Raw genomic sequence first — 22,909 nt, forward strand, 5'->3', positions numbered from 1 at the left:
CGTACGCGGCGGGCGGCTAGGACAGCTTGATCAGGCGGGAGCCGTGTGCCGGCACGTCCGTCGCGGTCCAGGAGCGCTTGGCCGTGCCGAGGTCCTTGCGGTCGACGAGGTCGCGCAGACGCTTGGTGCCGGACAGGCCCAGATCGCCGAAGTTCACGGAGATGTCCGTGGCCGAGGAGCCGAGGTTGTAGACCGCGAGGTAGGTGTCCTTGCCGATGTTCTTCGCCCACACCTGCGTGTCGCCGGAGCGGATCTGCTTGGGCAGGACGGCCGCCTGGTCGACGGCGATGACCTCCGGGTTGGTCAGGATGGCCTTGGCCTTGTCATCGAGGAACCAGATGTCGCCGCCGACGTACAGCGGGGACGACGCCATCGACCAGAACGTCATGACGGTCTGTCGCTCGGTGTCGCTCAGGCCGTCCTGCAGTCCGCTGCCGGTGTTGTTGTTGATCGGCATGGAGTCGAGGTCGGCGAGGTAGCCGGGAGCGGCCAGCTTGGGCAGCCACTTGGGCAGGTCGGTGAAGCGGTCGTCGACGGAGCTGGTCCAGCTGCTGGTGGTCTCGCAGTAGCACTCGACGTCGGTGTCGACGCGGACACCGTTCGCGTAGGGCTTCAGGCCGTCGGCGGCCTCGATGTCCACGGGCCAGGCGCTGGCGGACAGCCACATGCTGCGGCCGCTGTGGTCGATCGCGGTGGACCAGGCCTTGATGTCCTCGACGTTGTCCTTCGTCACGCCGTCGATCTTGATGAAGTCGATGCCCCAGGAGGCGTACCGGGCGACGATGGAGTCGAGATAGTCCTGCGCGCACGGATTGCTGTAGTCGATCTTCCAGTTGCCGCCCCACTTGTTGGTCGGGGTGAGCGGCTGCACTGCGATGTCCTGTGCATGACAGTCGGTGCCGAGGATCGGCGCGTTCTTGTTGTACACCTCCTGCTCCAGGCCGGCAGCGCCGTACAGGCCGAGCTTGAGGCCCTTGCCGTGGACGTAGTCGGAGAGCGCGGGCATCCCGCTGGGGAAGCGGTCCTTGTCGGCGTCGGGGATGCCGTTGGCGTCGGTGTGGAAGTTCCAGTCGTAGTCGAAGTTCCAGCCGGCGTCGATGTTCAGGTTCTTGTACCCGGCCGAGGACAGCTTGCTGCTGAGGGAGTCGGCGGCATTCTTGATGTTGCCCTCGTTGAGCCAGTGCGTGCCGTAACCGCTGCGCGAGGAGGACTCCACGCTCCAGCTGCTCCAGCCCATGAAGGGCTTCACGTACGGGGTCTTGGCTTCGGCGTCGGCGGACGGCAGGGCGAGGGCGAGCGGCAGCGCGCAGGCGGCGGCGAGCGCGGCGCGGCGGGTGGTTCTTGTCACTGGGAGTACCTCCGGAAGGGTGGAGAGACGGGTTCAGGACTTGAGACCGGACATCGCGATGCCCTGGACGATGTGGCGCTGGGCGACCAGGAACATGATCACGAGAGGCAGGATCGCGACGGCCGTGCCCGCGAACAGCTCGGGCAGATTGACGGTCTGGGAGGTGAGGAAGCTGGAGAGCGCGATCTGTACGGTCCAGCTGTTCGGGTCCTGGCCGATCATCAGCGGCCACAGGAAGGAGTTCCACGCCTCGATGAAGGACAGCGCCCCGAGGGAGGCGATCATCGTGGCCGAGTTGGGCAGGATGATGCGCCCGTAGACGCCGAGGTAGCTGAGGCCGTCGAGCCGGCCCGCCTCCTCGATCTCGGCGGGGAAGGACAGATAGAAACTGCGGAAGAGGATGACGGCGAACGCGTTGAACAGGCCCGGCGCGATCAGGCCCCACATCGTGTTCACGCCGCCCATGGAGCCGACCACCACGAATGTGGGCAGGAACGTGACGGCCTGCGGGATCATCAGCGTGCCGACGATGAGCGCGAGGACGACCGCCCGGCCCGGCACCGCGATCCGGGCCAGCGCGTACCCGGCCATCGAGGCGAGCAGCGTCGACACCGGCGCCGTGATGGCGGCGATCAGCAGCGAGTTGACCAGGGACCGGCCGAACGGCCGCTCCGGGTTGTCGAACAGGGCGGTGAAGTTGTCCCAGTTCAGCGAGGACGGCAGCCAGTGCCAGTCGGTGGCGGTGACCTCCGGTGTCGTCATGAAGGCGTTGCGCAGCAGGACGTAGAACGGGATCAGGAAGACCGCGGCCAGCAGACAGAGCACGACATACGTGGCGGCGGAGCCGAGCACGCTCCCTCGGAAACGGTTCATGGGCTTCAGTCCTTGTCGCGGGCGAACCCGAGAATCCGGCCCTGGAGGAGCGTGACCAGCACGATCAGGAGGGTGAGCAGGAAGGCACCGGCGGAGCCGACGCCGTAGTCCTGGTCCTGGAGGGCGACGCCGTACAGGTGCATGAGCGGGGTGCGGACGGGCTCGCTGCCCAGCGACGCGCCGGTGGAGAAGATCGCGTAGAACTCGTCGAAGGCCTGGAGCGCCGCGATGAACATCAGCAGCAGGATGGCGACCGATGTGTTGCGCAGCATGGGGAAGGTGATGCTGCGGAAGGTGCGCCAGGGTCCGGCGCCGTCCAGGGACGCGGCCTCGTAGAGGTGCTGCGGGATGGCCTGGAGTCCGGCGATGAACAGGATCATGTACAGGCCGACCTGGAGCCACAGGCGCAGAGTGACGAGCACGATCCAGTACAGGGGCGGGCTCTGGGTCTGGATCCAGGGTGTGGGGTCGGCGCCGAAGAGCGCGCCGAGGGTGTTGGCGAGGCCGGACGGCACCCCGCTGAACAGGGCCATCTTCCAGATCATCGCGGCGGCCACATAGCTGACCGCGGCCGGCAGCAGGAACGCGGTGCGGAAGAAGGCCCGGCCGCGCCGCACCCGGTTGACGAGCACGGCGAGTCCCAGGGACGCGGCGAAGGTGAGCGGCACGATGAGCGCGGTGAACAGCACGATCATCGTGAGCGAGTCACGGAACCGCTCGTCATTGAGCAGCTGTTGGTAGTTGTCGAAGCCGACCCAGTTGCCCAGCGAGATGGTGCGGCGGGCCTCGCTGAAGCTGAGCAGGAAGCTCCAGCCGATGGCGACGTAGCGAAAGACGCCGAGGCCGACGAGCATCGGCGCGGTCAGCACGACGAAGGCGAGGGCCTTCGACTGCCGTTCGGTCAGCCGCCGTCGGCGCGGCGCCGTGGCGGGCGTCGGCCGGGCGGCACTCTTGCTCAGGGGCGTGGTGCCGGTGGCGGTCATGACCCTCAGCCCATCTCCTTGTCGAGGTCGGACTGGGACTTGGACTGGGCCTTCTTCAGGGTGCTCTCCGCGCCCGCGCCGTTCGCGATGTCGGCGGCCGCGGCGATGAACTCGGCCTGCATCGCCTGGGTCCACTCGGCCGGGAAGGAGATGCCGTACTTGGTCCCGATGGCGACGGTGTCCTTCGCGGCGCCCTTGCTCAACTCCGGTGTCTTCGCGGCGACTTCGGTCTGCGGCGGGACGTGGAAGCCGTACTTGACGGCCCAGTCGATCTGGATGTCCGTCTGCTTGATCCACAGCCACTGGAGGAACTTCTTGGCCTCCGCGATGTGCTTGCTCTTGGCGTTGATCGCCTGCGTCCAGCCGCCGAGCCGGGAGACGGGCTTTCCGGAGGAGTCGTACGCGGGCCAGGGCGCGACCCCGAAGTCGTCGCCGAGCGCCTTCTCGATCGTGGGCAGCGCCCACAGGCCGCACCACTGCATGGCGGCGGCGCCCTGGGTGAAGGCCCCCGCGTCGTACCAGTCGGTGGTGAAGCCGAGCAGCACCGACTTGTCGGAGTGCAGGTCGTGCAGGCCGCCGATGGACTTGGCGGCGTCGACGTAGACGACCTTGTCCCCGTCGATGAGGTCGACGCCCTGAGACCAGGCGAGCAGGTAGGGACTGTCGCCGATGCCGTCGTTGCCTATGAACAGGCCCTTCACGTCGCCGTCCGTCAACTTCTTTGCGGCGTCGGCGAGTTCGGCGAACGTGGTGGGCGGGGTGACCCCGGCCTTCTTCAGCATCGACTTGCGGTAGAAGAGCACCATGACGTCGTCGATGGTCTTCATGCCGTAGAGCTTGCCGTCGACGGTGAGGTAGTCGAGGTCGGCCTTGTTGAAACCGTCCTTGGCGGAGCCGTACACGTCGTCGAGGGGTTCGAGCTGTCCCTTGCGGGCCATCTCGGCGCGGAAGTCGCCGAGTTCGAAGACGTCGGGGGCGTCGGCGCCGAGCAGGGCGGCGTTCAGCTTGGTCTCGTATTGGGAGGTGTCGGCGCCCCACACGACGTTGACCGCGATGTCCGGGTTGGCCTTGGTGAACTCCTCGGCGTACCGCTTCACCGCGGCCTGGGTGCCCTCCTCCCCGTACTGGTGGTACCACTGCGTGAGCGTGACTTTGGCGCCCTTGGCGGAAGCGGTCTCCTGAGGGTTGCTGGAGCACGCGACGGCGGCTCCGGCGACGAACAGCAGCGACGTGCCGAGGAATCCCCGGCGGCTCAGAGCGGAGCTGGTTGTCATGACAGGGTCCTTCCGGGGAACGGCTCGGGGGAGGTGCGAGGCGCTGTCACTCGGCGGCACGCGACATCACGCGGCGAAGAGGGACTGGATGCTGACGGCGGCGGCTCCGCGCGCCCACTCCTCCCAGGGCAGGGGGCGTACGACGAGAGGGCAGCGGGCGGCGGCTCCGAATGCCTGGGTGGTGAAGGCGGCGCGGATCTGCTCCTCGAACAGGTCGTACGCGGCGAGACCCTCACCGGAGACGACGACCCGCTCGGGTCCGACCATGTTGACCATGGCGGCGAGGCCGAGCCCGATGGCCTGGCCGGCCTCGGCGAACACGGCACGCACGGCGGCGTCACCGCCGTGGGCGCGATCGATGGCGCCGGCCATGTCGAGCGTCGGGTCACCCGAGACCGTCCGGGCGCGGGCGACGATGGCCTCCTCGGAGGCGATCGCCTCGACACAGCCGCGGGCGCCGCAATGGCACGCGGGTCCGTCGCCGGCGGCCACCGGGATGTGGCCGATCTCCCCGGCCACCCCATAACCGCCCGCCACCAGACGGCCGTTGATGACGAGAGCACACCCGATGCCGACGCCGACAGTGGCCAGGGCGAAGGAGTCGGCGCCCACGCCCTCGCCGAACCACTGCTCGGCGACGGTCAGCGCCTTCACGTCGTTCTCGACGGTCACCGTCAACGCGGTGGCCGCGGCGACGAGTTCGGCCAGCGGGACGTCGCGCCAGCCGAGGAACGGCGAGTACCGCACGACACCGCCCGGCCGGTCCACGTCACCCGAGACGGAGAGCCCGATGTGGTGCGTGCGCTCGGCGTGCGCGGGACTCAGCTCCCGCACGAGGGCGGCGATGTCGCCGACGACGTGTTCGACGGACCGCTCGGACACGGGCCTGCGCCGAACGGCGCGCACCTGCGCCCTCAAGTCCGTGACCACACCGATGAGTTCATCGGCGGTGACCTTGACGCCCACGAAGAACTCCCGGTCGGCGCGGACCGCGAGGGGGTGTGCGGGGCGGCCCGCGCCCTCGGCGGTCCGCGCACCTTGCGGCAGTTCCTCCAGGTATCCGGCCTCGATCATCGGCTTGACCGCCTTGGTGACGGCGGCGGAGGAGAGACCGGTGATCCGGGCGATCTCCGGGCGGACGACCGGACCACGCGTGAGCACCGTCGTGAACACCGTGTTGGCCGCCGGAGACGCGAGCAGCTTCGCTCGGTTCAGCAACATGGGGGAAACGTAGGGGGAATAATTTCCTTCGTCAATATTTAAATTCGAGGAGTTGAGATCTAGGCTCCCGGCTCATGTCACAGGTGTCCTACGACGCGCCCAGTCGCACGTATCTGCTTACGACCCCCGCCACCTCGTACGCGCTGCGCATCGGCGCGGACGACGCCCCACAGCACGTGCACTGGGGTGCACCCCTCACCCTGGCCCAGGCCGTCGCGCTGCCCACGCATGACGGGGTGACCAGCAGTTTCGCCTCAACCAGCGGAGAAGAGCTGGCCGTTGAGGGCGGTGCCCGGTTCGGCGTGCCCTCCCTTCTCGTGCGGTACGCGGACGGAGCGCGCTGCGTCGAGTGGGTCCACGAGGGCCATGAGATCGAAGGCAACCGGCTGCACCTGAGACTGCGCGACCGCCACTACCCGCTCGCGTGCACGCTGCACTACGCGGTCCACAAGGACAGCGACGTCGTCGAACGGTCCCTGACCCTACGGCACTTGGGCACGGACGAGGCCGAGGCGCCGATCGAGGTCCTGCGCTGCGACGCCGCCTGCTGGTCCGTTCCCGCCGCGGCCGGCGTGCGGCTGAGTCACACGGTGGGCGAGTGGGCCGGCGAGACACAGCTGCGCCGCACCGAAGCCCCGTACGCCGAGACCGTGTTCACGAGCCGGCGCGGCCTCTCGGGCCACTATGGCAATCCCTGGGTGATGGTCGACGCCGGCGACGCGACCGAGGACCGCGGCGACGTGTGGAGCATGGTCCTTGCCTGGTCAGGGAGTTGGCGGATCACCGCGCACCGTGACCACACGGGCGGCCCGTTCACGGTCACCGGGGGCTCCGGGCACGACGGCCTGACATGGCGGCTTCGGCCCGGCGAGAGCCACGAAACCCCGGTGTTCGCGGGCCAGTTCAGCCGGAGCGGCTTCGGAGGAACGAGCCGCGGCTGGCACCGGTACGTCGCGGAGCATGTACTGCCACGCCCCGACGAGCTGCGCCCCGTGGTCTACAACTCCTGGGAGGCGACCGGCTGGGACGTCACTCTGGAGGGCCAACGGGCCCTGGCCGAACGCGCGGCCGCGCTGGGCGTCGAGCTGTTCGTCGTGGACGACGGCTGGTTCGGGCGCCGTACCAGCGACCGGGCCGGGCTCGGCGACTGGCACCCGAACCCCGAGCGGTTCCCGCACGGGCTCGGCCCGCTGGTCCAGGAGGTCCGCCGACTCGCCATGCGCTTCGGCCTCTGGGTGGAGCCGGAGATGACCAACCCGGACAGCGATCTCTACCGCGAACACCCCGACTGGGTCCTGCACATGCCGCACCGCCGCCGCACCGAACTGCGCCACCAGCTCGTCCTCAACTTCGCCCGCACCGACGTCACCGAGTGGGCGTTCACATGGCTCGACCAGCTCGTCGGCACGTACACGATCGACTTCCTCAAGTGGGACATGAACCGCGCGCTCACGGAGGCGGGTTGGCCCGGCAATCCCGACGCCGAGCGGCTGTGGAGCGACCACACACGGGGCGTGTACGCGGTGATCGACCGGCTGCGCCGCGCCCACCCCGGCCTGCGCATCGAGGGCTGCTCGGGTGGCGGCGGCCGCGCCGACCTCGGCATGCTGGCCCGCACCGACCAGACCTGGATCTCCGACAACACCGACGCCGACGACCGGATCGCCATCCAGCACGGCTACAGCCAGATCTACCCGGCGCGCACCATGTCCGCCTGGGTCACCGACAGCCCCAACCCACACACCGGACGCACCACCCCGCTCGCCTACCGCTTCCACGTCGCGATGGCGGGCGCGCTCGGCATCGGCGGCGACCTCTCCCGCTGGACCGAGGCCGAACTCGCCGAAGCCCGCGACCTGGTGGCGCTCTACAAGCAGATCCGCCCGGTCGTGCAGCACGGCGAGCAGTACCGTCTGGCGGACGCCGTGCAGCACCGGGCGGGCGAGAAGGTCGTGGTGATCGCCTGGGGCCGCAGCCGCTCCCTGCGCCTGGCCGGCCTCTCTCCGTCCGCGGTCTACGTCGACGATGCCACCGGCACCGAGCACGACGCGGCGACCCTGCTCACGCACGGGCTGCCGCTGCACCTGCCCAAGGGCGACCGGCCGAGCACGGTGGTTCGACTGACGCGCCGGTGACCCGCGCCCCCGGCCGGGGTGCGGTGTCCGGCCGGGGGCCAGTTCTTGATCTCCTTCGACACCAGTGCCGCCGAACTGGACAAGTGGCGCCGGTAGGAGAAGTTCGCGAAAGACGCCCCGGGCCGGAAGTAGGCGCACCAGCCCCGCACTGCCGGATTGATCCGGGCGAGCAGGGCATCGAGCGGCTGGTTCGTGCTGACCTGTCGGCACACACCCTCCTGGCCGCTGCTGTCGTCGAACTCCCGCGCGCTCTTGGCGAGACGCTCGGCAAGCGCAGCCGCGCCGAAGTACCTCCAGGCCGACCGCACCCGGATGCCCAACCGGTCGGCCACCTCATGGACGTTCCGCTCCATGGTGTCCGCCACCGTCACCGGCCCCAACCTCACGCCCCGATGGGCCAGTTCGGCGAGAGTCTGCGCGACCGCCTCCTTGAAGGCCTCGAATTCCGCACCACGGCATCGTAGGGGCCCCTTACCCGAGGCCAGACCCGACGCGGATATCAACCGTGCGCCCGCGGTCGTCTCCGGCTTCGCGCTCCGCCAACTGGCGTCGTGGCCCTCCTCGACAAGCTGGCGACTACCCGCCGGCAGCCCCGTGAGGCCTACCCGCCCGCGCACCCCGCGTGCCATCCCCAGCAGGCACGGGCTGTCTCACATCCCGGCCATGCCACCGCCGGTGAGGCCCGGAGCCAGCGCCGGGACCCAGAAGACGGCGACGGCCAGGGCGACCGAGGCGATCCCCACGGCACGGGCCACCAGGCGGCCGGCCGGAGCGAGCTTCTCGGCGGTGATCACGGCGGCCAGGACCACCATGGCCCACAGGTTCATCACGCCGAACGCCGCCAGCAGCACCATCAGCGACCAACAGCAGCCCAGGCAGAAGGCCCCGTGGTGGGCTCCGGCACGCAGATCGCGCGAGTGCCTCGGGTACGAGGCGTAGCGCAGCATCAGTCCGAGCGGCGAGCGGCACCTCGCCAGGCAGCGGTCTTTGAGGGGCGTGAGCTGGTAGAGGCCGCTGACCGCGAACACGGCCGCGGCCACTGCGGTCCCCGCCGCGGCGGGGAGGCTCGCCGCCCGGCCCAGGCCGGCGGCCAGCCCGTACGCCGGCAACCCGGCCACGGCCCAGACGAGCAGGTAGGCAACTGTAAAGACGACCATGCGCGGCGCCCGGTGCACGGTGATGGTGCGTGCGTACAGCGCGGCGACGGGCGCCGTGGCGGGCAGCATCATCGCGGCCATCATCAGCGTCCACACGGCCAGGAAAGCGGGCAGTCCCAGGCCCATGGTGCCGGGCATCGCCTGCATGCCGCCCCAGCGCGTCACCACCCAGACCCAGGCGGCGGCCGCCGCGATCAGCAACAGCCCGGCGGGGCCCGCCCCGCGGCGGACGGTAACCGGCCCGCCGGTCACGCGGACCACGTGAAGGGCGCCGAGTGTCCGTTGCCACCGGTGAAGTCCCAGGACCGGCCGTACACGCCGTCACCCGTCGCCCGGGTGGACCGGGCGATCGTCAGTGTGCTGTTCGCCGGGTGAAACATGCCGGTCAGGCCCATCACCGGACCGTCCTCGCCGAACTGCGGGGCAACCTGGTCCTCGATCTCGATGTCGATGGCGTCACCCACCCGCGCGGCGTGGCGACGGCCGTCGTCGCGGTAGTCGATGGGGACGCGCTCCACGCCGAGGACCTCGCCGATGAGCGGAGAGAGCGCCGCCATCGGCCCACCGGCCTGGCCGGAGAAGACCTTGCCGAGCGCTTCCGCCTGGCCGTCGTCGGCCGAAGCATCGACGTACAACGCCACCTGCCAGCCGCCCTCGGCCATCACCTGGGGCCCGTCGATGAAGACGGCCACGCTGCGGTCGGAGACATCCACGCCGTCCACGTTCCCGCTGTCCACGTGGAACGCAAAGGTCACCTGACAACGCTCGTGGTCGGCCGGTGCGGTGAGGCCCGAGGTGGTGCAGGGGCACACCACGTCGCAGTTGCAGCTCTCCAGGTACGTGCCGTTCAGATTCCAGGGCATGGCTCTTCCTCCCTGTTTCGCGTCCCCCTCGCCGAAGGAAATGCATCGGGAGGTCCGTCCCGTCCCGGTGCCGCTCCTCTCCACGCTATTCCCGACGATCCCGTCGCGCAGATCCGCGCTGATCAGGCCGCTGCCCGTTCCCGGTGACGCTGAGCGTCGACTCCCAGCCGGTCAAGGCCGCCTCCGCTGTCGGCAAGGCCGCGGCTACGACGCGGGCAAGAAAGTCCATGGCCCCAGTTCGCGGATGGTCTCCAGCCGAACTCGCCGTCCGGCTCGCCCCACCACCGCGTACGCCGCCCCGGCGATCCCGTCGCCCTGCCCGTCCGCGACGCTCTGACGGCGCTCATCGTCCAGACGGAGGACCGCACCGGCTATACCCGGGACACGGCCGCCGCCGCGCCCGCCGTTGGCGGGCAGAAGGCCGTCACGCCGGTGAACACCCCGGCGGTCAACGGCCTGCACCTGCAGTTCGGTGCGGATGCCTCCGCCGAGGTGATCGTCTCCTGGCACACGCTCCAGCCGGTGCGCGAGGCACGGGTCCTGCTCGGCAACGCGGGCGGCCAGTACTCGCGTACCTACGCGGCCGAGACGGTGAGTTACACCGACGCCAAGTCGGGCCAGGTCTTCTACGCCCACCACGCGCGGCTGACCGGCCTGCGCCCCGCTTCGAACCACGTCTACTTCGCGGTGCACGCCGGAGCGCAGCCGGAGTTCGGCTCGTTCACCACCGCCCCCAACGGCCGTGCGGCGCTGCGCTTCACCAGCTTCGGCGACCAGGGCACCCCCACCCTGGGCAAGCTGTCCAACAACGTCTACGTCAACGACAACCTGGGCAGCCCCGCGGCGGGCAGCCTGCCGGCCGGTGTCGAGCGCGTCCAGCCGCTGTTCCACCTCTTCAACGGCGACCTGTGCTACGCCAACCTGGCGACGGACCGAGTGCGCACCTGGTCCGACTTCTGGGACAACAACACCCGCAGCGCCCGGCACCGCCCGTGGATGCCCGCGCCCGGCAACCACGAGAACGAGCTCGGCAACGGCCCGATCGGCTACGAAGCCTTCCAGACCTACTTCGCGACCCCGCGCCAGTCGGGCCAGACGGACGTGACCCGCGGCCTGTGGTACTCGATCACGGCCGGCTCTGTGAAGGTCATCTTCCTCGCCAACGACGACGTCTGCCTGCAGGACGCCGGCAACAGCTACGTGCGCGGCTACTCGGGCGGCGCGCAGAAGGCGTGGCTGGAGAAGGAGCTGCGCAGCGCCCGTGCCGACGACGGCATCGACTGGATCGTGGTGTGCATGCACCAGGTCGCGATCAGCACCGCCGACCAGTTCAACGGTGCGGACCTGGGCATCCGCCAGGAGTGGCTGCCGCTGTTCGACCGGTACGGCGTGGACCTGGTGGTCTGCGGTCACGAGCACCACTACGAGCGCTCCCACCCGATCCGCGGCCGGCAGCAGAACGCGACGCTGACCCCCATCCCGGTCGCCACCGCCACGGACGTCATCGACACCTCCAAGGGCACGGTGCACATGGTGCTCGGCGGCGGCGGCACCTCGGCCCCGTCGAACAAGCTGTTCTTCAACCCGCCGGCCTGCCGCGTCATCACCTCGGTCGGCGAGCCCGACGCGACGACGGGCAAGCGCCCGCCGGTCTACACCAAAGAGGACGCCCCCTGGTCGGCGGTGCGCGATGCCGCCAACTCCTACGGCTTCGCCAGCTTCGACGTGGCCCCGGGCAGCCGCCCCGGCGGCCTCACGACGATCACAGTGACGTACTACGACGTGGTCGGCCCCCAGGGCGAGCTGAAGCCCTTCGAGTCCTTCACCCTGCAGCGCCGCCGTACCGACGGCTGATCGGCTTGGCACAGCGCCGGGGCTCATCACGTGGGGAAACCGCCCCGGCGCCGGCCGTGTCGCGTGGCCACCCCGCGGTGTTTTCCCATCCTTGACAGACGTCCTTGGCCTGTAGGTCGGCTGCGGAAGCGAAGGCGCTACGACCTGGATGACGGTCCTGTCCGAACTGCGCAACCGCGGAGTGAAAGACGTCTGCATCGTCGCCTGTGACGGTCTGCAACACCAGGTGAACCCCAAGGACTTGAACAGAGCGACTGACACGTCCTCAGGTGGCGGCCTGGGGCTGTGCCGGGCTGAGATAGTGCACGGCAGTCTGTTCAGCGTGCGGGATGAGTAGGCCCTGCAGCTCCTCCGCTGCCATCTTGAGGAGGTGGCCGTCGCGGGTGGCGTGGAGGGTTTCGAGGACAAAGGCGACGTGGGTGGAGTCTTCGGTGACGCGGGTGCGGTGGGCGTCGCGGTGGTTCCAGTGGCGGGTCAGGACACCGGTGGTGTCGGCGTAGATGATCTCGCCGGGCTTGGGGTTCTCGATGGTGTCGGGTTCGCCGAGCGGGGTGAACTTCTCGCTGCCGTCCGCGTACCGGATGTCGACGTCGCCGGTGACGTGGGCGAGGTCGAAGGCGCCCGCGGGCAGGCCGTGGTGGACGGAGACGGAGTTGTAGGAGTCGACGGCCGGGTTGATGCGCGGCAGGGTCCCCTTCTTGGCCAAGCGGCGGCCGAGCGCATCGACGCTGGGGCGGATGCGGCGGGGGTTGGTGCCGAAAGAGCGGTAGGCGGTGTGCCATGCCTCGATACGGGGGTCACTCTCGTCGGCGGGCTGCCAGGAGTCGTCGGCGAGCTGCTGCTCGAGGCCTTCCAGGGCGGCGGTGGTGTCCGGCCAGGGTTCGTGGCCGCGCAGGCCGGTGGCGGTGACCAGGGCGATGAGGGTGTCGGGGAAGGCGTCGGCGACGGCGGGGCTGATGCGGAAGGCGGTCATGCGCGGAGTTCCGTTTCCTGAGTGTGCTGGGAGTGGTGGAGTCAGGACTTCCAGGGGCCTATGCGGTCCAGGCGACGGCGCTGCTGGCGAGCGGTGGGTGCGTCGAGGCCCTGGCCGCGTGCGGTGAGGTGGTCGGCGACAGTGGTGCGGTGCTCGACGGGCTTGTGGTCGTCGTACTTGAACTTGGCCCTCACCTCGGTGACCTCCAGCCTCAGACCTCGGATGCCGGGCAGCATCCGGCCGTACGGGGGCTGGTCGACGGCGACGGGTGCGTGGTCACCGTCGGGCTGGAAATGGGTGAGCTGGCGGCGCAGGAGGTCGGCTTTGGCTTCGGGGTCGTCGACGATGTGGGCGCGGCAGGTGAACTGGACGGCCGCGTAGTAGCTGGTGGGGACGCCGTCGGTGGGTGCGGTGTCAGGCTTGGCGCGCCAGGGGCCGGGAATGAAGGCGTAGTCGCCGATGACGGTGAAGGTGACGTGGGGGTCGTGCGCGATCGCCTCCCAGACCGGGTTGGGCCGGGCGAGGTGGATCAGGAGCTGGGTGCCGTCGCTGGTGAAATGGGTGGGGATGACGGTGGGCGGACGGCCGGGGAGGCCGTTGACGCTGAGCTGGCCGAAGTCGTGGCCGTCGGCGATCCAGGTCTGCCATTCGGTGTCGTCCAGGGCGGCGTCCCAGGGCTGGATGAACATGCTGTTCTCCTTGTGCGGGCGGTGGGGTGGCTCAGGTGAGGGCGAGGAGGCTGACGGCGACGGCGGCGGTGCCCAGGCCGACGAGCTGGCTGCGGTGGATGCGCTCGGCGAGCACGCTGCGGGCGAGCAGGACTGTGCCGGCCGGGTAGAGGGCGGTGATCACGGCGACGACGGTGAGGTCTCCGCTGCGGGCGGCGAGCAGGAACAGCAGGTTCGCCACGGAGTCCAGCACGCCGGCGGCGGCCGACATGGCGTAGGCGGGCTTCTCGGGGCCGAGCCGGCGGTGCAGGATCCCGGCTGCGGTCAGGGTGACTGCCGAGGAGACCGCCCTGCCGATGATCAGCGGGGCCACGCCGCTGTCGGAGGGCGCCTGGTGCAGGAAGATCAGCTGGAGGGCGATGGCGGCGCCCGCGCCGAAGGCCAGCAGCAGCGCCGTACGCGACGGACGAGACGAGCCCGCGCCGTGCCCGGCGCTGACCAGCACCACTGCTACGAGCGTGAGCGGCAGGCCGAGCAGTCCTGCCATGCCCAGGTGCTCGCCCTGCAGTAGGCCCACGCCGACGGGCAGCGCGGCGGACACCAGGGCGGTGGCCGGCGACAGCACGTTCATGGGGCCGATGGCCAGGGTCTTGTACAGCAGCGCGAACGCTACGGCCGAGGCCACACCGGAGGCGGCACCCCAGCCGAGGGCGGTCGGGCTGAACGAGGCGCCGAGGACCGGCCAGAGCAGCAGCTCGACCGCGAGGCTGGCCGGGGCGGCGACCATCACGGTGCGCAGCACGTGGGCCTTTCGGGCGCCGAGGCCGCCGAGGAAGTCGGCGCATCCGTAGGCGAGTGAGCTGCCCAGAGCCAGCAGCAGAGCGATCACGGTGCATCCCTTACTATTTCAGCAGAACGACTAAACCGTACAACGGATCGACCGTGCCGTGTCAACCAAACGACCGGACGGTGCATTCCAGTGACTGACTCACGAGGACGGTGATCGGATGGCCGAGACAGAGGCAGCCCTGCGCACGCTCGCGCACAACGTCAGGGCGGCCCGTACCCGTGCGGGCCTGTCCCTGGACGAGCTCGGCCGACGCGCCAAGGTCAGCAAGGGGGCCCTGGTCGGGCTGGAGAAAGCGCAGGGCAATCCGAACTTCGCCACGCTGGTCCGGCTGGCCGACACTCTCGGCGTCTCGGTATCCGCCCTGATGGAGGGACCGGCCGAAGGCCGCGTCCGTGTCGTGACCGCCGACGCCGTGATGCCGCTGTGGACCGGGGCGCAGGGCAGCGAGGCCCGGCTCATGCTGACGACCTCGGGCCCGGCCCCGGTCGAGGTCTGGCGCTGGCGGCTGGAACCGGGCGAGGAATATCCCAGTCACCCCCACCAGGCCGGAGTCGTCGAAACCGTCAGCGTCACAGCCGGCCGGATGACCCTGATCGTCGACGGCACCGAGCACACCGTCGAAGCCGGACAGACCGCCACCTTCGACGGCGACACCGCCCACACCTACCGGGGCGCCGGCACCGGGACCTGCCACCTGATCATGACGGTCCACCTGCCCCCCGGCCCCGCCTCCGCAACCTGACCTGCCCGGTTGGGCAGCCAGAGGTGACGACCCCCGTCATGCCCGGGCCACGCGGTAGTGGGTCCAGCTGTCGTTGGCGTAGAGGCCCATGTCTCCGCGGTGGAAGGGTGAAGGCCGAACAGGTCAGCGACGACGAGGGGCGGGAGTGCGGTGACGGCCTCGGTCATCGCAGTGTTCGGGGCGCTGAGGACCTGCAGGCCGTGCCGTCTCAGCAGGCTTCCCACCCCGTGGGGGATGCGAGGGCGGCCGGGGAACTCCGGGCAGCAGGTAGGGGCAGGCTTCGTCCAGGGCCCGGCGCTGCCGGGTAGCGGTGCGAGGCCAGGCGATCTGGTCCTTGATGAGCCGGCCCGGTTTGGCCGGGAGCAGCACAGGGTGACGGCGGCCGGCCAGGCTCTGCCCGGACCAGCCGTGGCAGAGCAGGAACCGCCACACGCCCACAACGGAGCAACTGATCCGACATCACCTGTATGAGATGGCCGTGCCGGCGGCCGAACTCGACGATGCTCGAGGCGAGGAGCGCGGAGGAACGACCGGCCGGCACCACCGCGGCCGACATCACGTGGTGACTCGGGCGAGGTATGTCGGCAAGCCAGAGGTCAGTCGGCCAGCCGGCGGTCACGGGTCGGCCGGCTTGAGGACGCGAGGAAAATCGAGAAGTGGTCACTTGAGGACACGACATCCTTGCGCAGACGGACGTTCACATCCTCGGCACCGTCCTGCCGAAACGGCCGGCGAGGACGTAGCGCACTGCCACGTCCTCGCCGATGGTGGTGAGCGGCTGCTCGGCCACGCGCTGCACCATGAGGCGGCGTCGTAGTGGTGCAGCTGGTTCACAAGCTGCCCAGGGCCGATCGGCACCGCGCGAGACATGTGCGGGCCCTGCGCGCCGGTGCGGACGCGCAGGTGATCGACGAAGTGAGGGCGAGACCCGCCCCACCGCGCGCCCCGGCGGAGAGGGCCGGTCGGTCGAGGCCGGGTCGGGCGGTGTGCCGTGTCGGGGCACGAGCGCCTCTCGCCGCCGGATTCAGCTGCCGGGCGTGAGCCCGAGCGTGTCCAGCACCCCGTACACCCCGAGGAACAGGATCGCCGCGCTGCTCAGGACCAGGGCGGCGGTCAGCCAGGGGTTGGCGCGGAAACGGGGCGGGACGCCGGTGTAGCGCAGGCGCCAGACCGCGACCACGACCGCAAGCAGGAAGATGCCACCGCCGATGCCGCCGATCTGCACCATCAGGACCGGGGACTGGACCCAGAGGAAGATGCACATCCACACCGGGGGCAAGCAGCAGGTGAGGATGCGGATGGTGCGAGTGCGTGAACGCATGTCGTGCCAGTTGACCACTCCGAGCAGACCCAGGGTGTTGGTCCACAAGCGAGGGACGCTGGCCGACGAGGCGACGGTGACCGAGAAGAGGACGGCGATCGCGCCGGCCAGGAACAGGTACTTGGCCCATGGGCCGAGCGTGTCGGTGTAGATGTGCGACAGCGTGGTGATCATGCCGTTGCCCTCGGGCACCAGGCCCTGCGGGTGGAGCACCGAGGCGCCGATCACGTAGAAGGACAGGGTGCAAACGGTGCACACGATCCAGGAGACGCCCACGTCGAGCCGCATGACCTTGAGCCAGCCCTCGGCCCGCCGGGCACGCTGCTCGGTGCCGTCGTCGGGGCCGGTCCAGCGGGCGTAGCCCTTCTCCAGGCACCAGTACGTGTACGTCGTCATCTCGTCGGCGCCGACGCCGGTGATGCCGAACATGGCGAGCGCGATACCCACCGTGCCCGCGGGGATCTGGAAGCTCAGTCCGTCGGCGAGCTGTTCAGTGCCGTACCCGAAGGCGGTGAACGGCAGGGCGAGTGCCAGGCCGAAGGTGATGATCGTCTTGAGCGTGATGCCGACGACCTCGACCCTCTCGATGACGTGGTACTTGCCCGTCTGCAGGATGAGGATGGCGGCGGCGGTGACGATGAGGGCCCAGATGGTCAGGGACGTCGTGCTCAGCGCCGCCCCGTGGATCGGCAGGAGGATCGAGCAGGCCGCGGCGGTGCCACCGATGATGCCGCCGCGCTGGAACATCTTGGCGAAGTCCATGCCGATCCAGAGCCAGTTGATCCAGCTCAGCCGGCCGATCCGGGGGCCGACGTCGCGGAAGCCGTCGAGCGCGGGGCGGCCGTTGAGGATGGTCCAGCGGGCCAGCTCCATCTGCACCCACACTTTGACCGCGGTCGAGATGATCACCAGCCACAGCAGCGCGAACCCGGCCTTCGCGCCGAGCGAGGTGGTGGTGATCAGTTCACCGGAGCCGACGACGGCAGCGGACAGCACGAGCCCGGGGCCGAGCTGGCGCAGTCGTCCGCGGAAGTTCTCGGGGGCCGGGCGGGCGTCTTCCGCGCGCAGCGCGTACGGGTCGGTCTGCGCGGAGGGTGGCGCCGCCGTGGCGCCATCGGTGGTGGTGGCCATGTCAGGTCCTTGGGGGATCTTCCGGCGCCGTCGCCGGTATCCGGAATGGGGACAGGGGTCGTACCGTGATGCCTTGTGCCGTGGTGTCTCAACGCGCTTGGTGGTGCGGCTCCTTGCCCGCCAGTACGCGGACGACGTCCTCGGCCACCATCGCGCCCATGGCCTGGTTGGCCTCGGGCGTACAGGCGGCCATGTGTGAGGTGAGGAGGGCGCGGGGGGCCTTGCGCAACGGGTGGTCGGCGGGCAGCGGCTCGGTGCTGAACGCGTCCAGGGCCGCGGCCCCGAGGTGTCCGGAGCCGAGCAGGTCGGCGAGCGCGAGTTCGTCGACGAGGCCGCCACGCGCGGCGTTGACCAGGACCGCGCCCTGCTTCATCGCCGCCAGGCGGGCGCGGCCGAGCAGCGGGGTGCCGGACGGGTCGGGCGGGGTGTGCAGGCTGACGGCATCGGCGCGCGCCAACAGGGCGTCGAGCGCGGCCGGTTCGGCGCCGTGTGCGCGGACGTCAGCCTCGGAGACGTACGGGTCGTGGGCGAGCAGCTCCATCCCGAAGGCGCGGGCGTAACCGGCCAGCAGGCGACCGATGCGGCCGAAGCCGACGATGCCCAGCGTCTTGCCGTGCAGTTCGGGGCCGAACAGCTTCGGCCAGCCGCCCGCCGCCACCGCGGTGTGCGAGGCGGTCAGGGAGCGGGTCGCCGACAGGAGCAGGCCGAAGGTGTACTCGGCCACCGCGCGCGAGTTGCTGCCCGGCGCGTACACGACCGGGATCTGGCGAGCGCGGGCGGCGGCCACGTCGATGGTGTCGACGCCGACGCCGTGCTTGGCGATCACCTTGAGGCGGGGTGCGGCGTCCATCACCTCGGCGGTGATCGGGTCCATGCCGACGATCAACGCGTCCGCTTCGGCCGCGTACTCGAGGAGTTCGGCGGTGGGCAGCGCCACGTCCTCGCAGGGGCGCAGTGGACCCGCTCCGGCCTTCTCCAGGATCTGCCAGGGGCGCACCGAATGCCGGGCGAAGGTGGGCGTCGTGATGAGTGTGGTCGGCATCAGCGCGCCCCGCCGCGTGCCGCCTGAAGGTGGGACGTCGCGATCTGCTGCAGGTGCACGACGTCGGCCGCGACCGTCGCGAACGTGTAGCCCTCGGCGAGGCGGCGGGCGGCGCTCGCGCCGTCGGCGTTGTGGATGCCGGCCGCGATGCCCGCAGCCTCGGCCGCCTTGCGGACGCGGGTGAGGGCCTGCTCGAACTCGTCCTGCACGGAAGGGTCGGTGGAGGTCGCGCCGCCGATGGCCAGGCGCAGGTCGGACGGGCCGACGTACACGCCGTCCAGGCCGGGGGTCGCGCAGATCTCCTCGACGTTGGCCAGGCCGTCGGCCGTCTCGATCATCGCGAGGACGGCGGTCTGCTCGTGCGTGTCGGCCGGGTTCGGGCCGATGCGCAGCTGGGCGCGCATCGGGCCGTACGAGCGGCGGCCCAGCGGCGGGTAGCGTACAGCGGCGACGGCGTCGGCGGCGTCCTGGGCGGTGTCGATCAGCGGGACGATCACGGCGGTGGCGCCCGCGTCGAGCGCCTTGCCGATGTAGGTGAGGTCGTTGGCCTCCACGCGCACCATCCCGACGGCGGTGCTGCCCTTGGTGTCGGTGGCGAGGAGGTTGTTCAGCATGCCCTGGTAGCCGAAGAGGCCGTGCTGGGCGTCGAAGGCCAGGTAGTCGTAGCCGACGCGGGCGAGGCGCTCGGCGGCGATCGGTGAGTCGAGCAACGACCAGTATCCGATGAGCTGTTCGCGATTGCGCAGGGCAGCGGTGAACTCGGCAGAAGTGCGGCCGGTGGCCATGTTGTCTCCGTTACGAGGTGGGGGCGAGGTCAGCGGCTGTAGGCGGGCATCGGGCCCCGCAGGCGGGCGCCGACCTCGTCGCAGGCGGCCAGGACGTCCGCGGGCAGCGGGCCCGCGGCCGCGGCGGCGATGTTGGCCTTCAGGTGGTCGACCTTGGAGCCGCCGAGCAGCAGCGCGTCGGTGGAGGGCCGCGACAGCAGCCAGCGCAGGGCCAGGTCGGTCAGCGGCAGGCCTGCGTCGGAGGCGATGCGGGTGAGGTCGGTGACGGCGCGGAACAGATCCTCGTTCCAGTACCGCTCGCGGTACATCGCGGCCAACTTCGAGTCGCCGAAGCGCCCGCCGTCCGGGGCCTGCTCGAAACTGTGGCGGCCGGTGAGCAGACCGCCGCCGAGCGGGTTGTAGACCATCGTGCGCAGGCCGGTGGTGGCGGCGTACTCCACATACTCCTCTTCGATGCGGCGTGCGAGGAGGTTGTGGAGCTGCTGTGCCACGACCGGGCGGGGGGCGCCGACCTCGTCGGCGACGCGGTTCAGCTCGGCGATCTGCCAGGCGGCGAAGTTGGAGACGCCGAGGGCGAGGATCTTGCCCGCCTTCACGAAATCGGCGACGGTGGCCAGGGTTTCGGCGAGCGGCGTCCCGCGATCCGGCTGGTGAAGGTAGAAGAGGTCCACGTGGTCGGTGCCCAGGCGCTTGAGGCTTCCCTCGAGCGCGGCGCGCAGGCCCTCGGGGGACAGTGGCGCGTGCTCGCCCTGGTCGGGGTGCGGGATGCCGGCCTTGGTGGCGAGCACCACCCGGTCGCGGCGGCCCGGCAAGAGCTCGGCGAGGATGCGCTCGCTCTCGCCGCCCGCGTAGCCGTTGGCGGTGTCCACGCCGGTGATACCCGCATCGAGCGCGGCGTCCACCATCGCGGCGGCCGTCGCGCGGTCGGCGGTGTCGCCGAAGGTCATCGTGCCGAGGACGAGACGGGACAACGGGACGGGGACATGCGGGAGTTCAAGGCCGACGGTCACGGCGGGTTCCTTCCGAGATGGGTGGTGCGGGTGGTGCGGTCTCGTGCTCGTGCGCGATCTCATGCGTGATGTGCGCATAGCGGGTGGTGCCGTGCAGCTACCCGGCCTCGACCGGTCGCCGCGATGGTTCCCGGCGATGCGCTGCGCTGCCGCTGCGGCCGAGTGCGGCGCGATGTGCTCTGTAAGCCGGCACGCGTCGCGTCCACGAGGACGACGCGGTCCGCGGGTGACGGCCGTCGACGCCACGGAAACGCTCGCACGACTGCGTGAATCACGCAAGAGGTCTCGCGCATTTCACGCAACTTGTGTCATGATCTGGACCGGGCCGCCCACCGCCGGGCACGCCCAAGGAGGTTCGATCCCGTGGCTTCCCCGCCATCACTCCCACTCCCGTCCGCCTCACCACCCGCACCGCCGTACGTCCTCGCGCTCGCGGACGACCTGTCCGGTGCGGCCGAGACCGCCTGCGCGCTCGGCGGTTTTGTCCGTCTGTCACTCACCGCCGCCGACCCGGCCGAGGTCGCTGCCACGCACGACCTCGTCGTGGACCTCGACACCCGTCATCTGCCACCCGCCGAGGCGGCATACGCGGTGCGGGCGGCGCTGCGCGCGGCGCAGGCCGGCCCGCCTCGTCTGCTGTACAAGAAGGTCGACTCACAGCTGCGTGGCCACCTCGCCGCGGAGGCCGCCGCCTACGCCGAGGGGGCCGAGGCCGTCGTCATCGCCCCCGCGCTGCCCGCGGCCCGGCGCACCGTGACCGGCGGCGTGGTGCACGTGAACGGCGTTCCGCTGCACCGCACGGACGGCTGGCGCGCGGAACGCGCGGCCGCGCCCCGCTCGCTGCCCGAGGCGCTGTCGGGTCTGCCGGTCCATACGGTCCCCCTCGACGTCGTACGGTCCGCACCCGCCGCCCTGGACGCGGAGCTCCGGCGGATCGCCGCGTCCGGCGCGCACCCTGCTCCGGACGCCGAGACCGACGCCGACCTGGACGCGGTGGCCTCGGCGGCGCTGCGGCTCGGCCCCGGATTCCGGCTCCTGGGCAGCGGCGGTCTGGCGGTCGCGCTCGGGCGCGCGCTGGGGCGTCCCGTTGCCGCCACTCCCCCGCCCTCGCCCGCCCCGCACCGCACCCCGTTGCTCTTCGTCGTGGGGACCGCCGAGCCCGGCGCGGTTGCGCAGATCCCGCACCTCACCGCGCTCGGCGCGCACCATGTGCCGCTGGATCCGACCGACTTGACGGCGGGCACGGTGCGCCTGCCGCGTACCGCCGCCGCTCCGGCCCTGACCGTGTTGTCCATCGACGGTTCGGCAGGCCTGCGCCCCGGCGCGGGGCGGACCCTCAGCGCTGCCCTGGGCGCACTAGCCGCCGCGCATCCGGGCCACCCCGACCTCGTCCTGACCGGCGGCGAGACCGCCCGCACCACCCTGGACTCCCTGGGCATAGGGAAGCTGGAGCCGCTCGGCCAGATCCACCACGGCGCCGTCCATTCACTCGCCCCCGACGGTCGCCACGTCGTCACCCGCCCCGGCAGCTACGGCGCCGAGGACTCACTGCTGCGCATCGCTGTCGCGCTACGCCCCCACCTGGCCGCCTCTACGGCAGCCACCTGAACCTGTCACCGTCCGCCTCCCGCCTCCCGCTTCCCGCCTAGGAGTTGTTCACATGCGCACCCCCCTCCCCCTCATCGCCGTCACCATGGGCGACGGCGCCGGCGTCGGCCCCGAGGTCGTCGTCGCGGCCCTGCTCGACGACGCCGTCCTGACCCGCTGCCGTCCCGTCGTCATCGGCGACGCGCAGCGGCTGCGCGAGGCCGCCCGCATCCTCGGCCTGGACTGCGAGATCGCCGCCGTCGGCCACCCGCGCGACGCCGAGTTCACACCCGGCCGCGTCAACGTCGTCGACCTCGGTCTGCTCCCCGCCGACCTGCCCTGGGGCAAGCTGTCCCCGGTAGCGGGCGACGCCGCGTACGCGTACATCGAGCGTGCCGCCGAACTCGCCGTGGCAGGCGAGGTGCACGCCATCTGCACCGCGCCTCTCAACAAGGAGGCCCTGCACGCCGCGGGCCACATCTACCCCGGCCACACCGAACTCCTCGCCCACCTGACCGGGACCGAGGAGGTCTCGATGATGCTCTCCACCGAGAAGGTGAAGGTCATCCACGTCACCACACACATCGGCCTGATCGACGCCGTCAACCGCATCGAGCCGGGCCTCGTCGAGCGCACCGTGCGCCGCGGCCACGAGGCGATGGTCCGCGCCGGCACCCCCAACCCCGTCATCGGTGTCTGCGGCATCAACCCGCACGCGGGCGAGAACGGCCTGTTCGGCTACGGCGAGGAGGACGAGAAGATCGTCCCGGCCCTGGAGAAGCTGCGCGCCGAGGGCGTCGACGCCCGGGGTCCACTGCCCGCCGACACCGCCTTCTTCCTCGCCTCACGCGGCGACTACGACCTGATCGTGGCGATGTACCACGACCAGGGCCACGGCCCGGTCAAGATCCTGGGCATCGAGGCGGGTGTCAACCTCACCGTAGGACTGCCCGTCATCCGCACCTCCGTCGACCACGGCACCGCGTTCGACATCGCCGGAAAGGGCACGGCAGAGGCCGGTAGCATGGTCGAGGCACTGCGCCAGGCGGCCGAGATGGCTACGTCGCCGGTCGCCCCGGTGGCCTGAACCGC

At 70.6% G+C, this 22,909-nt stretch carries 19 protein-coding genes and 2 pseudogenes; 6 read left to right on the top strand and 15 right to left on the bottom strand.

Annotation, left to right across the window (positions count from 1 at the left end):
• Window positions 1-16: 16 nt before the first annotated feature.
• From ABT114_RS42110 to ABT114_RS42130, 5 genes are all read right to left on the bottom strand, one after another.
• The gene (locus tag ABT114_RS42110; protein ID WP_351150099.1) at window positions 17-1,348 is read right to left on the bottom strand and encodes a glycoside hydrolase family 27 protein; all 1,332 of its coding nucleotides are present in this window, start codon (window positions 1,346-1,348) and stop codon (window positions 17-19) included.
• 33 nt (window positions 1,349-1,381) lie between these two features.
• Complete coding sequence (locus ABT114_RS42115) at window positions 1,382-2,221, bottom strand: carbohydrate ABC transporter permease (protein WP_351150102.1); 840 nt, start codon at window positions 2,219-2,221, stop codon at window positions 1,382-1,384.
• A 5-nt stretch (window positions 2,222-2,226) separates the two neighbouring features.
• Window positions 2,227-3,204, bottom strand: coding sequence for a carbohydrate ABC transporter permease (locus tag ABT114_RS42120; protein ID WP_351150105.1), 978 nt, complete (start codon window positions 3,202-3,204; stop codon window positions 2,227-2,229).
• Between the two features lie 5 nt (window positions 3,205-3,209).
• Window positions 3,210-4,478: an ABC transporter substrate-binding protein gene (locus ABT114_RS42125; RefSeq protein WP_351150108.1), complete on the bottom strand. Its 1,269-nt coding sequence runs from the start codon at window positions 4,476-4,478 to the stop codon at window positions 3,210-3,212.
• 66 nt (window positions 4,479-4,544) lie between these two features.
• The gene (locus tag ABT114_RS42130) at window positions 4,545-5,699 is read right to left on the bottom strand and encodes an ROK family protein (RefSeq protein ID WP_351150110.1); all 1,155 of its coding nucleotides are present in this window, start codon (window positions 5,697-5,699) and stop codon (window positions 4,545-4,547) included.
• A 74-nt stretch (window positions 5,700-5,773) separates the two neighbouring features.
• On the opposite strand from ABT114_RS42130, the gene ABT114_RS42135 reads away from it, so the two are divergent.
• Window positions 5,774-7,834 (top strand): alpha-galactosidase, encoded by a 2,061-nt coding sequence (locus ABT114_RS42135; protein ID WP_351150113.1) that lies wholly within the window; start codon window positions 5,774-5,776, stop codon window positions 7,832-7,834.
• Window positions 7,835-7,935: 101 nt separating this feature from the next.
• Here ABT114_RS42135 and ABT114_RS42140 read toward each other — a convergent pair.
• The 3 genes and pseudogenes from ABT114_RS42140 to ABT114_RS42150 all read right to left on the bottom strand — a co-directional run.
• A pseudogene (locus ABT114_RS42140) lies at window positions 7,936-8,463 on the bottom strand (group II intron maturase-specific domain-containing protein); the annotation flags it as partial.
• Window positions 8,464-8,484: 21 nt separating this feature from the next.
• The gene (locus tag ABT114_RS42145) at window positions 8,485-9,252 is read right to left on the bottom strand and encodes a DUF2182 domain-containing protein (RefSeq protein WP_351150116.1); all 768 of its coding nucleotides are present in this window, start codon (window positions 9,250-9,252) and stop codon (window positions 8,485-8,487) included.
• Window positions 9,240-9,854 (bottom strand): DUF1326 domain-containing protein, encoded by a 615-nt coding sequence (locus ABT114_RS42150; protein ID WP_351150119.1) that lies wholly within the window; start codon window positions 9,852-9,854, stop codon window positions 9,240-9,242. Before ABT114_RS42150 ends, ABT114_RS42145 begins: the two co-directional genes overlap by 13 nt.
• Before the next feature lie 432 nt (window positions 9,855-10,286).
• Here ABT114_RS42150 and ABT114_RS42155 point away from each other — a divergent pair, with 432 nt between their 5' ends.
• Together ABT114_RS42155 and ABT114_RS42160 are read left to right on the top strand one after the other, a co-directional pair.
• Complete coding sequence (locus ABT114_RS42155) at window positions 10,287-11,708, top strand: purple acid phosphatase family protein (RefSeq protein WP_351150121.1); 1,422 nt, start codon at window positions 10,287-10,289, stop codon at window positions 11,706-11,708.
• A gap of 127 nt (window positions 11,709-11,835) precedes the next feature.
• Window positions 11,836-11,925, top strand: a pseudogene (locus ABT114_RS42160) (transposase); the annotation flags it as partial.
• 48 nt (window positions 11,926-11,973) lie between these two features.
• On the opposite strand, the gene ABT114_RS42165 reads toward ABT114_RS42160, so the two are convergent.
• From ABT114_RS42165 to ABT114_RS42175, 3 genes are read right to left on the bottom strand one after another with little or no spacing between them, the layout of a single operon-like run.
• Window positions 11,974-12,681, bottom strand: coding sequence for a B3/B4 domain-containing protein (locus ABT114_RS42165; protein ID WP_351150124.1), 708 nt, complete (start codon window positions 12,679-12,681; stop codon window positions 11,974-11,976).
• 41 nt (window positions 12,682-12,722) lie between these two features.
• Window positions 12,723-13,370, bottom strand: coding sequence for an FMN-binding negative transcriptional regulator (locus tag ABT114_RS42170; protein WP_351150127.1), 648 nt, complete (start codon window positions 13,368-13,370; stop codon window positions 12,723-12,725).
• Window positions 13,371-13,401: 31 nt separating this feature from the next.
• The gene (locus tag ABT114_RS42175) at window positions 13,402-14,238 is read right to left on the bottom strand and encodes an EamA family transporter (protein WP_351150129.1); all 837 of its coding nucleotides are present in this window, start codon (window positions 14,236-14,238) and stop codon (window positions 13,402-13,404) included.
• Window positions 14,239-14,356: 118 nt separating this feature from the next.
• Here ABT114_RS42175 and ABT114_RS42180 point away from each other — a divergent pair, with 118 nt between their 5' ends.
• Window positions 14,357-14,941 carry a helix-turn-helix domain-containing protein gene (locus ABT114_RS42180; RefSeq protein ID WP_351150132.1) on the top strand — a complete coding sequence of 195 codons (585 nt, stop codon included), beginning with the start codon at window positions 14,357-14,359 and terminating at the stop codon, window positions 14,939-14,941.
• Between the two features lie 1,024 nt (window positions 14,942-15,965).
• On the opposite strand, the gene ABT114_RS42185 is transcribed toward ABT114_RS42180, so the two are convergent.
• The 4 genes from ABT114_RS42185 to ABT114_RS42200 form a co-directional block, all read right to left on the bottom strand.
• Window positions 15,966-17,393: an Nramp family divalent metal transporter gene (locus tag ABT114_RS42185; RefSeq protein ID WP_351150135.1), complete on the bottom strand. Its 1,428-nt coding sequence runs from the start codon at window positions 17,391-17,393 to the stop codon at window positions 15,966-15,968.
• Between the two features lie 88 nt (window positions 17,394-17,481).
• Window positions 17,482-18,435, bottom strand: coding sequence for a phosphoglycerate dehydrogenase (locus ABT114_RS42190; RefSeq protein WP_351150137.1), 954 nt, complete (start codon window positions 18,433-18,435; stop codon window positions 17,482-17,484).
• Window positions 18,435-19,220 carry an HpcH/HpaI aldolase family protein gene (locus ABT114_RS42195; RefSeq protein WP_351150140.1) on the bottom strand — a complete coding sequence of 262 codons (786 nt, stop codon included), beginning with the start codon at window positions 19,218-19,220 and terminating at the stop codon, window positions 18,435-18,437. Before ABT114_RS42195 ends, ABT114_RS42190 begins: the two co-directional genes overlap by 1 nt.
• Before the next feature lie 29 nt (window positions 19,221-19,249).
• Complete coding sequence (locus ABT114_RS42200; RefSeq protein WP_351150142.1) at window positions 19,250-20,230, bottom strand: aldo/keto reductase; 981 nt, start codon at window positions 20,228-20,230, stop codon at window positions 19,250-19,252.
• 363 nt (window positions 20,231-20,593) lie between these two features.
• Between ABT114_RS42200 and ABT114_RS42205 the strand changes: the two genes are divergently transcribed.
• Window positions 20,594-21,838 carry a four-carbon acid sugar kinase family protein gene (locus ABT114_RS42205; protein ID WP_351150145.1) on the top strand — a complete coding sequence of 415 codons (1,245 nt, stop codon included), beginning with the start codon at window positions 20,594-20,596 and terminating at the stop codon, window positions 21,836-21,838.
• 52 nt (window positions 21,839-21,890) lie between these two features.
• Window positions 21,891-22,904 carry a 4-hydroxythreonine-4-phosphate dehydrogenase PdxA gene (gene pdxA / locus ABT114_RS42210; protein WP_351150148.1) on the top strand — a complete coding sequence of 338 codons (1,014 nt, stop codon included), beginning with the start codon at window positions 21,891-21,893 and terminating at the stop codon, window positions 22,902-22,904.
• Window positions 22,905-22,909: the final 5 nt, after the last annotated feature.

It is taken from the genome of Streptomyces sp. NPDC002088, from assembly GCF_040296605.1.
Taxonomy (GTDB): Bacteria; Actinomycetota; Actinomycetes; order Streptomycetales; family Streptomycetaceae; genus Streptomyces.

Bases quoted from the DNA above. Each gene is read 5' to 3' on its own strand.
- ABT114_RS42115 (WP_351150102.1), bottom strand. From the start codon at position 2,221: ATGAACCGTTTCCGAGGGAGCGTGCTCGGCTCCGCCGCCACGTATGTC.
- ABT114_RS42120 (WP_351150105.1), bottom strand. From the start codon at position 3,204: ATGACCGCCACCGGCACCACGCCCCTGAGCAAGAGTGCCGCCCGGCCG.
- ABT114_RS42125 (WP_351150108.1), bottom strand. From the start codon at position 4,478: ATGACAACCAGCTCCGCTCTGAGCCGCCGGGGATTCCTCGGCACGTCG.
- ABT114_RS42130 (WP_351150110.1), bottom strand. From the start codon at position 5,699: ATGTTGCTGAACCGAGCGAAGCTGCTCGCGTCTCCGGCGGCCAACACG.
- ABT114_RS42135 (WP_351150113.1), top strand. From the start codon at position 5,774: ATGTCACAGGTGTCCTACGACGCGCCCAGTCGCACGTATCTGCTTACG.
- ABT114_RS42150 (WP_351150119.1), bottom strand. From the start codon at position 9,854: ATGCCCTGGAATCTGAACGGCACGTACCTGGAGAGCTGCAACTGCGAC.
- ABT114_RS42165 (WP_351150124.1), bottom strand. From the start codon at position 12,681: ATGACCGCCTTCCGCATCAGCCCCGCCGTCGCCGACGCCTTCCCCGAC.
- ABT114_RS42170 (WP_351150127.1), bottom strand. From the start codon at position 13,370: ATGTTCATCCAGCCCTGGGACGCCGCCCTGGACGACACCGAATGGCAG.
- ABT114_RS42180 (WP_351150132.1), top strand. From the start codon at position 14,357: ATGGCCGAGACAGAGGCAGCCCTGCGCACGCTCGCGCACAACGTCAGG.
- ABT114_RS42185 (WP_351150135.1), bottom strand. From the start codon at position 17,393: ATGGCCACCACCACCGATGGCGCCACGGCGGCGCCACCCTCCGCGCAG.
- ABT114_RS42190 (WP_351150137.1), bottom strand. From the start codon at position 18,435: ATGCCGACCACACTCATCACGACGCCCACCTTCGCCCGGCATTCGGTG.
- ABT114_RS42195 (WP_351150140.1), bottom strand. From the start codon at position 19,220: ATGGCCACCGGCCGCACTTCTGCCGAGTTCACCGCTGCCCTGCGCAAT.
- pdxA (WP_351150148.1), top strand. From the start codon at position 21,891: ATGCGCACCCCCCTCCCCCTCATCGCCGTCACCATGGGCGACGGCGCC.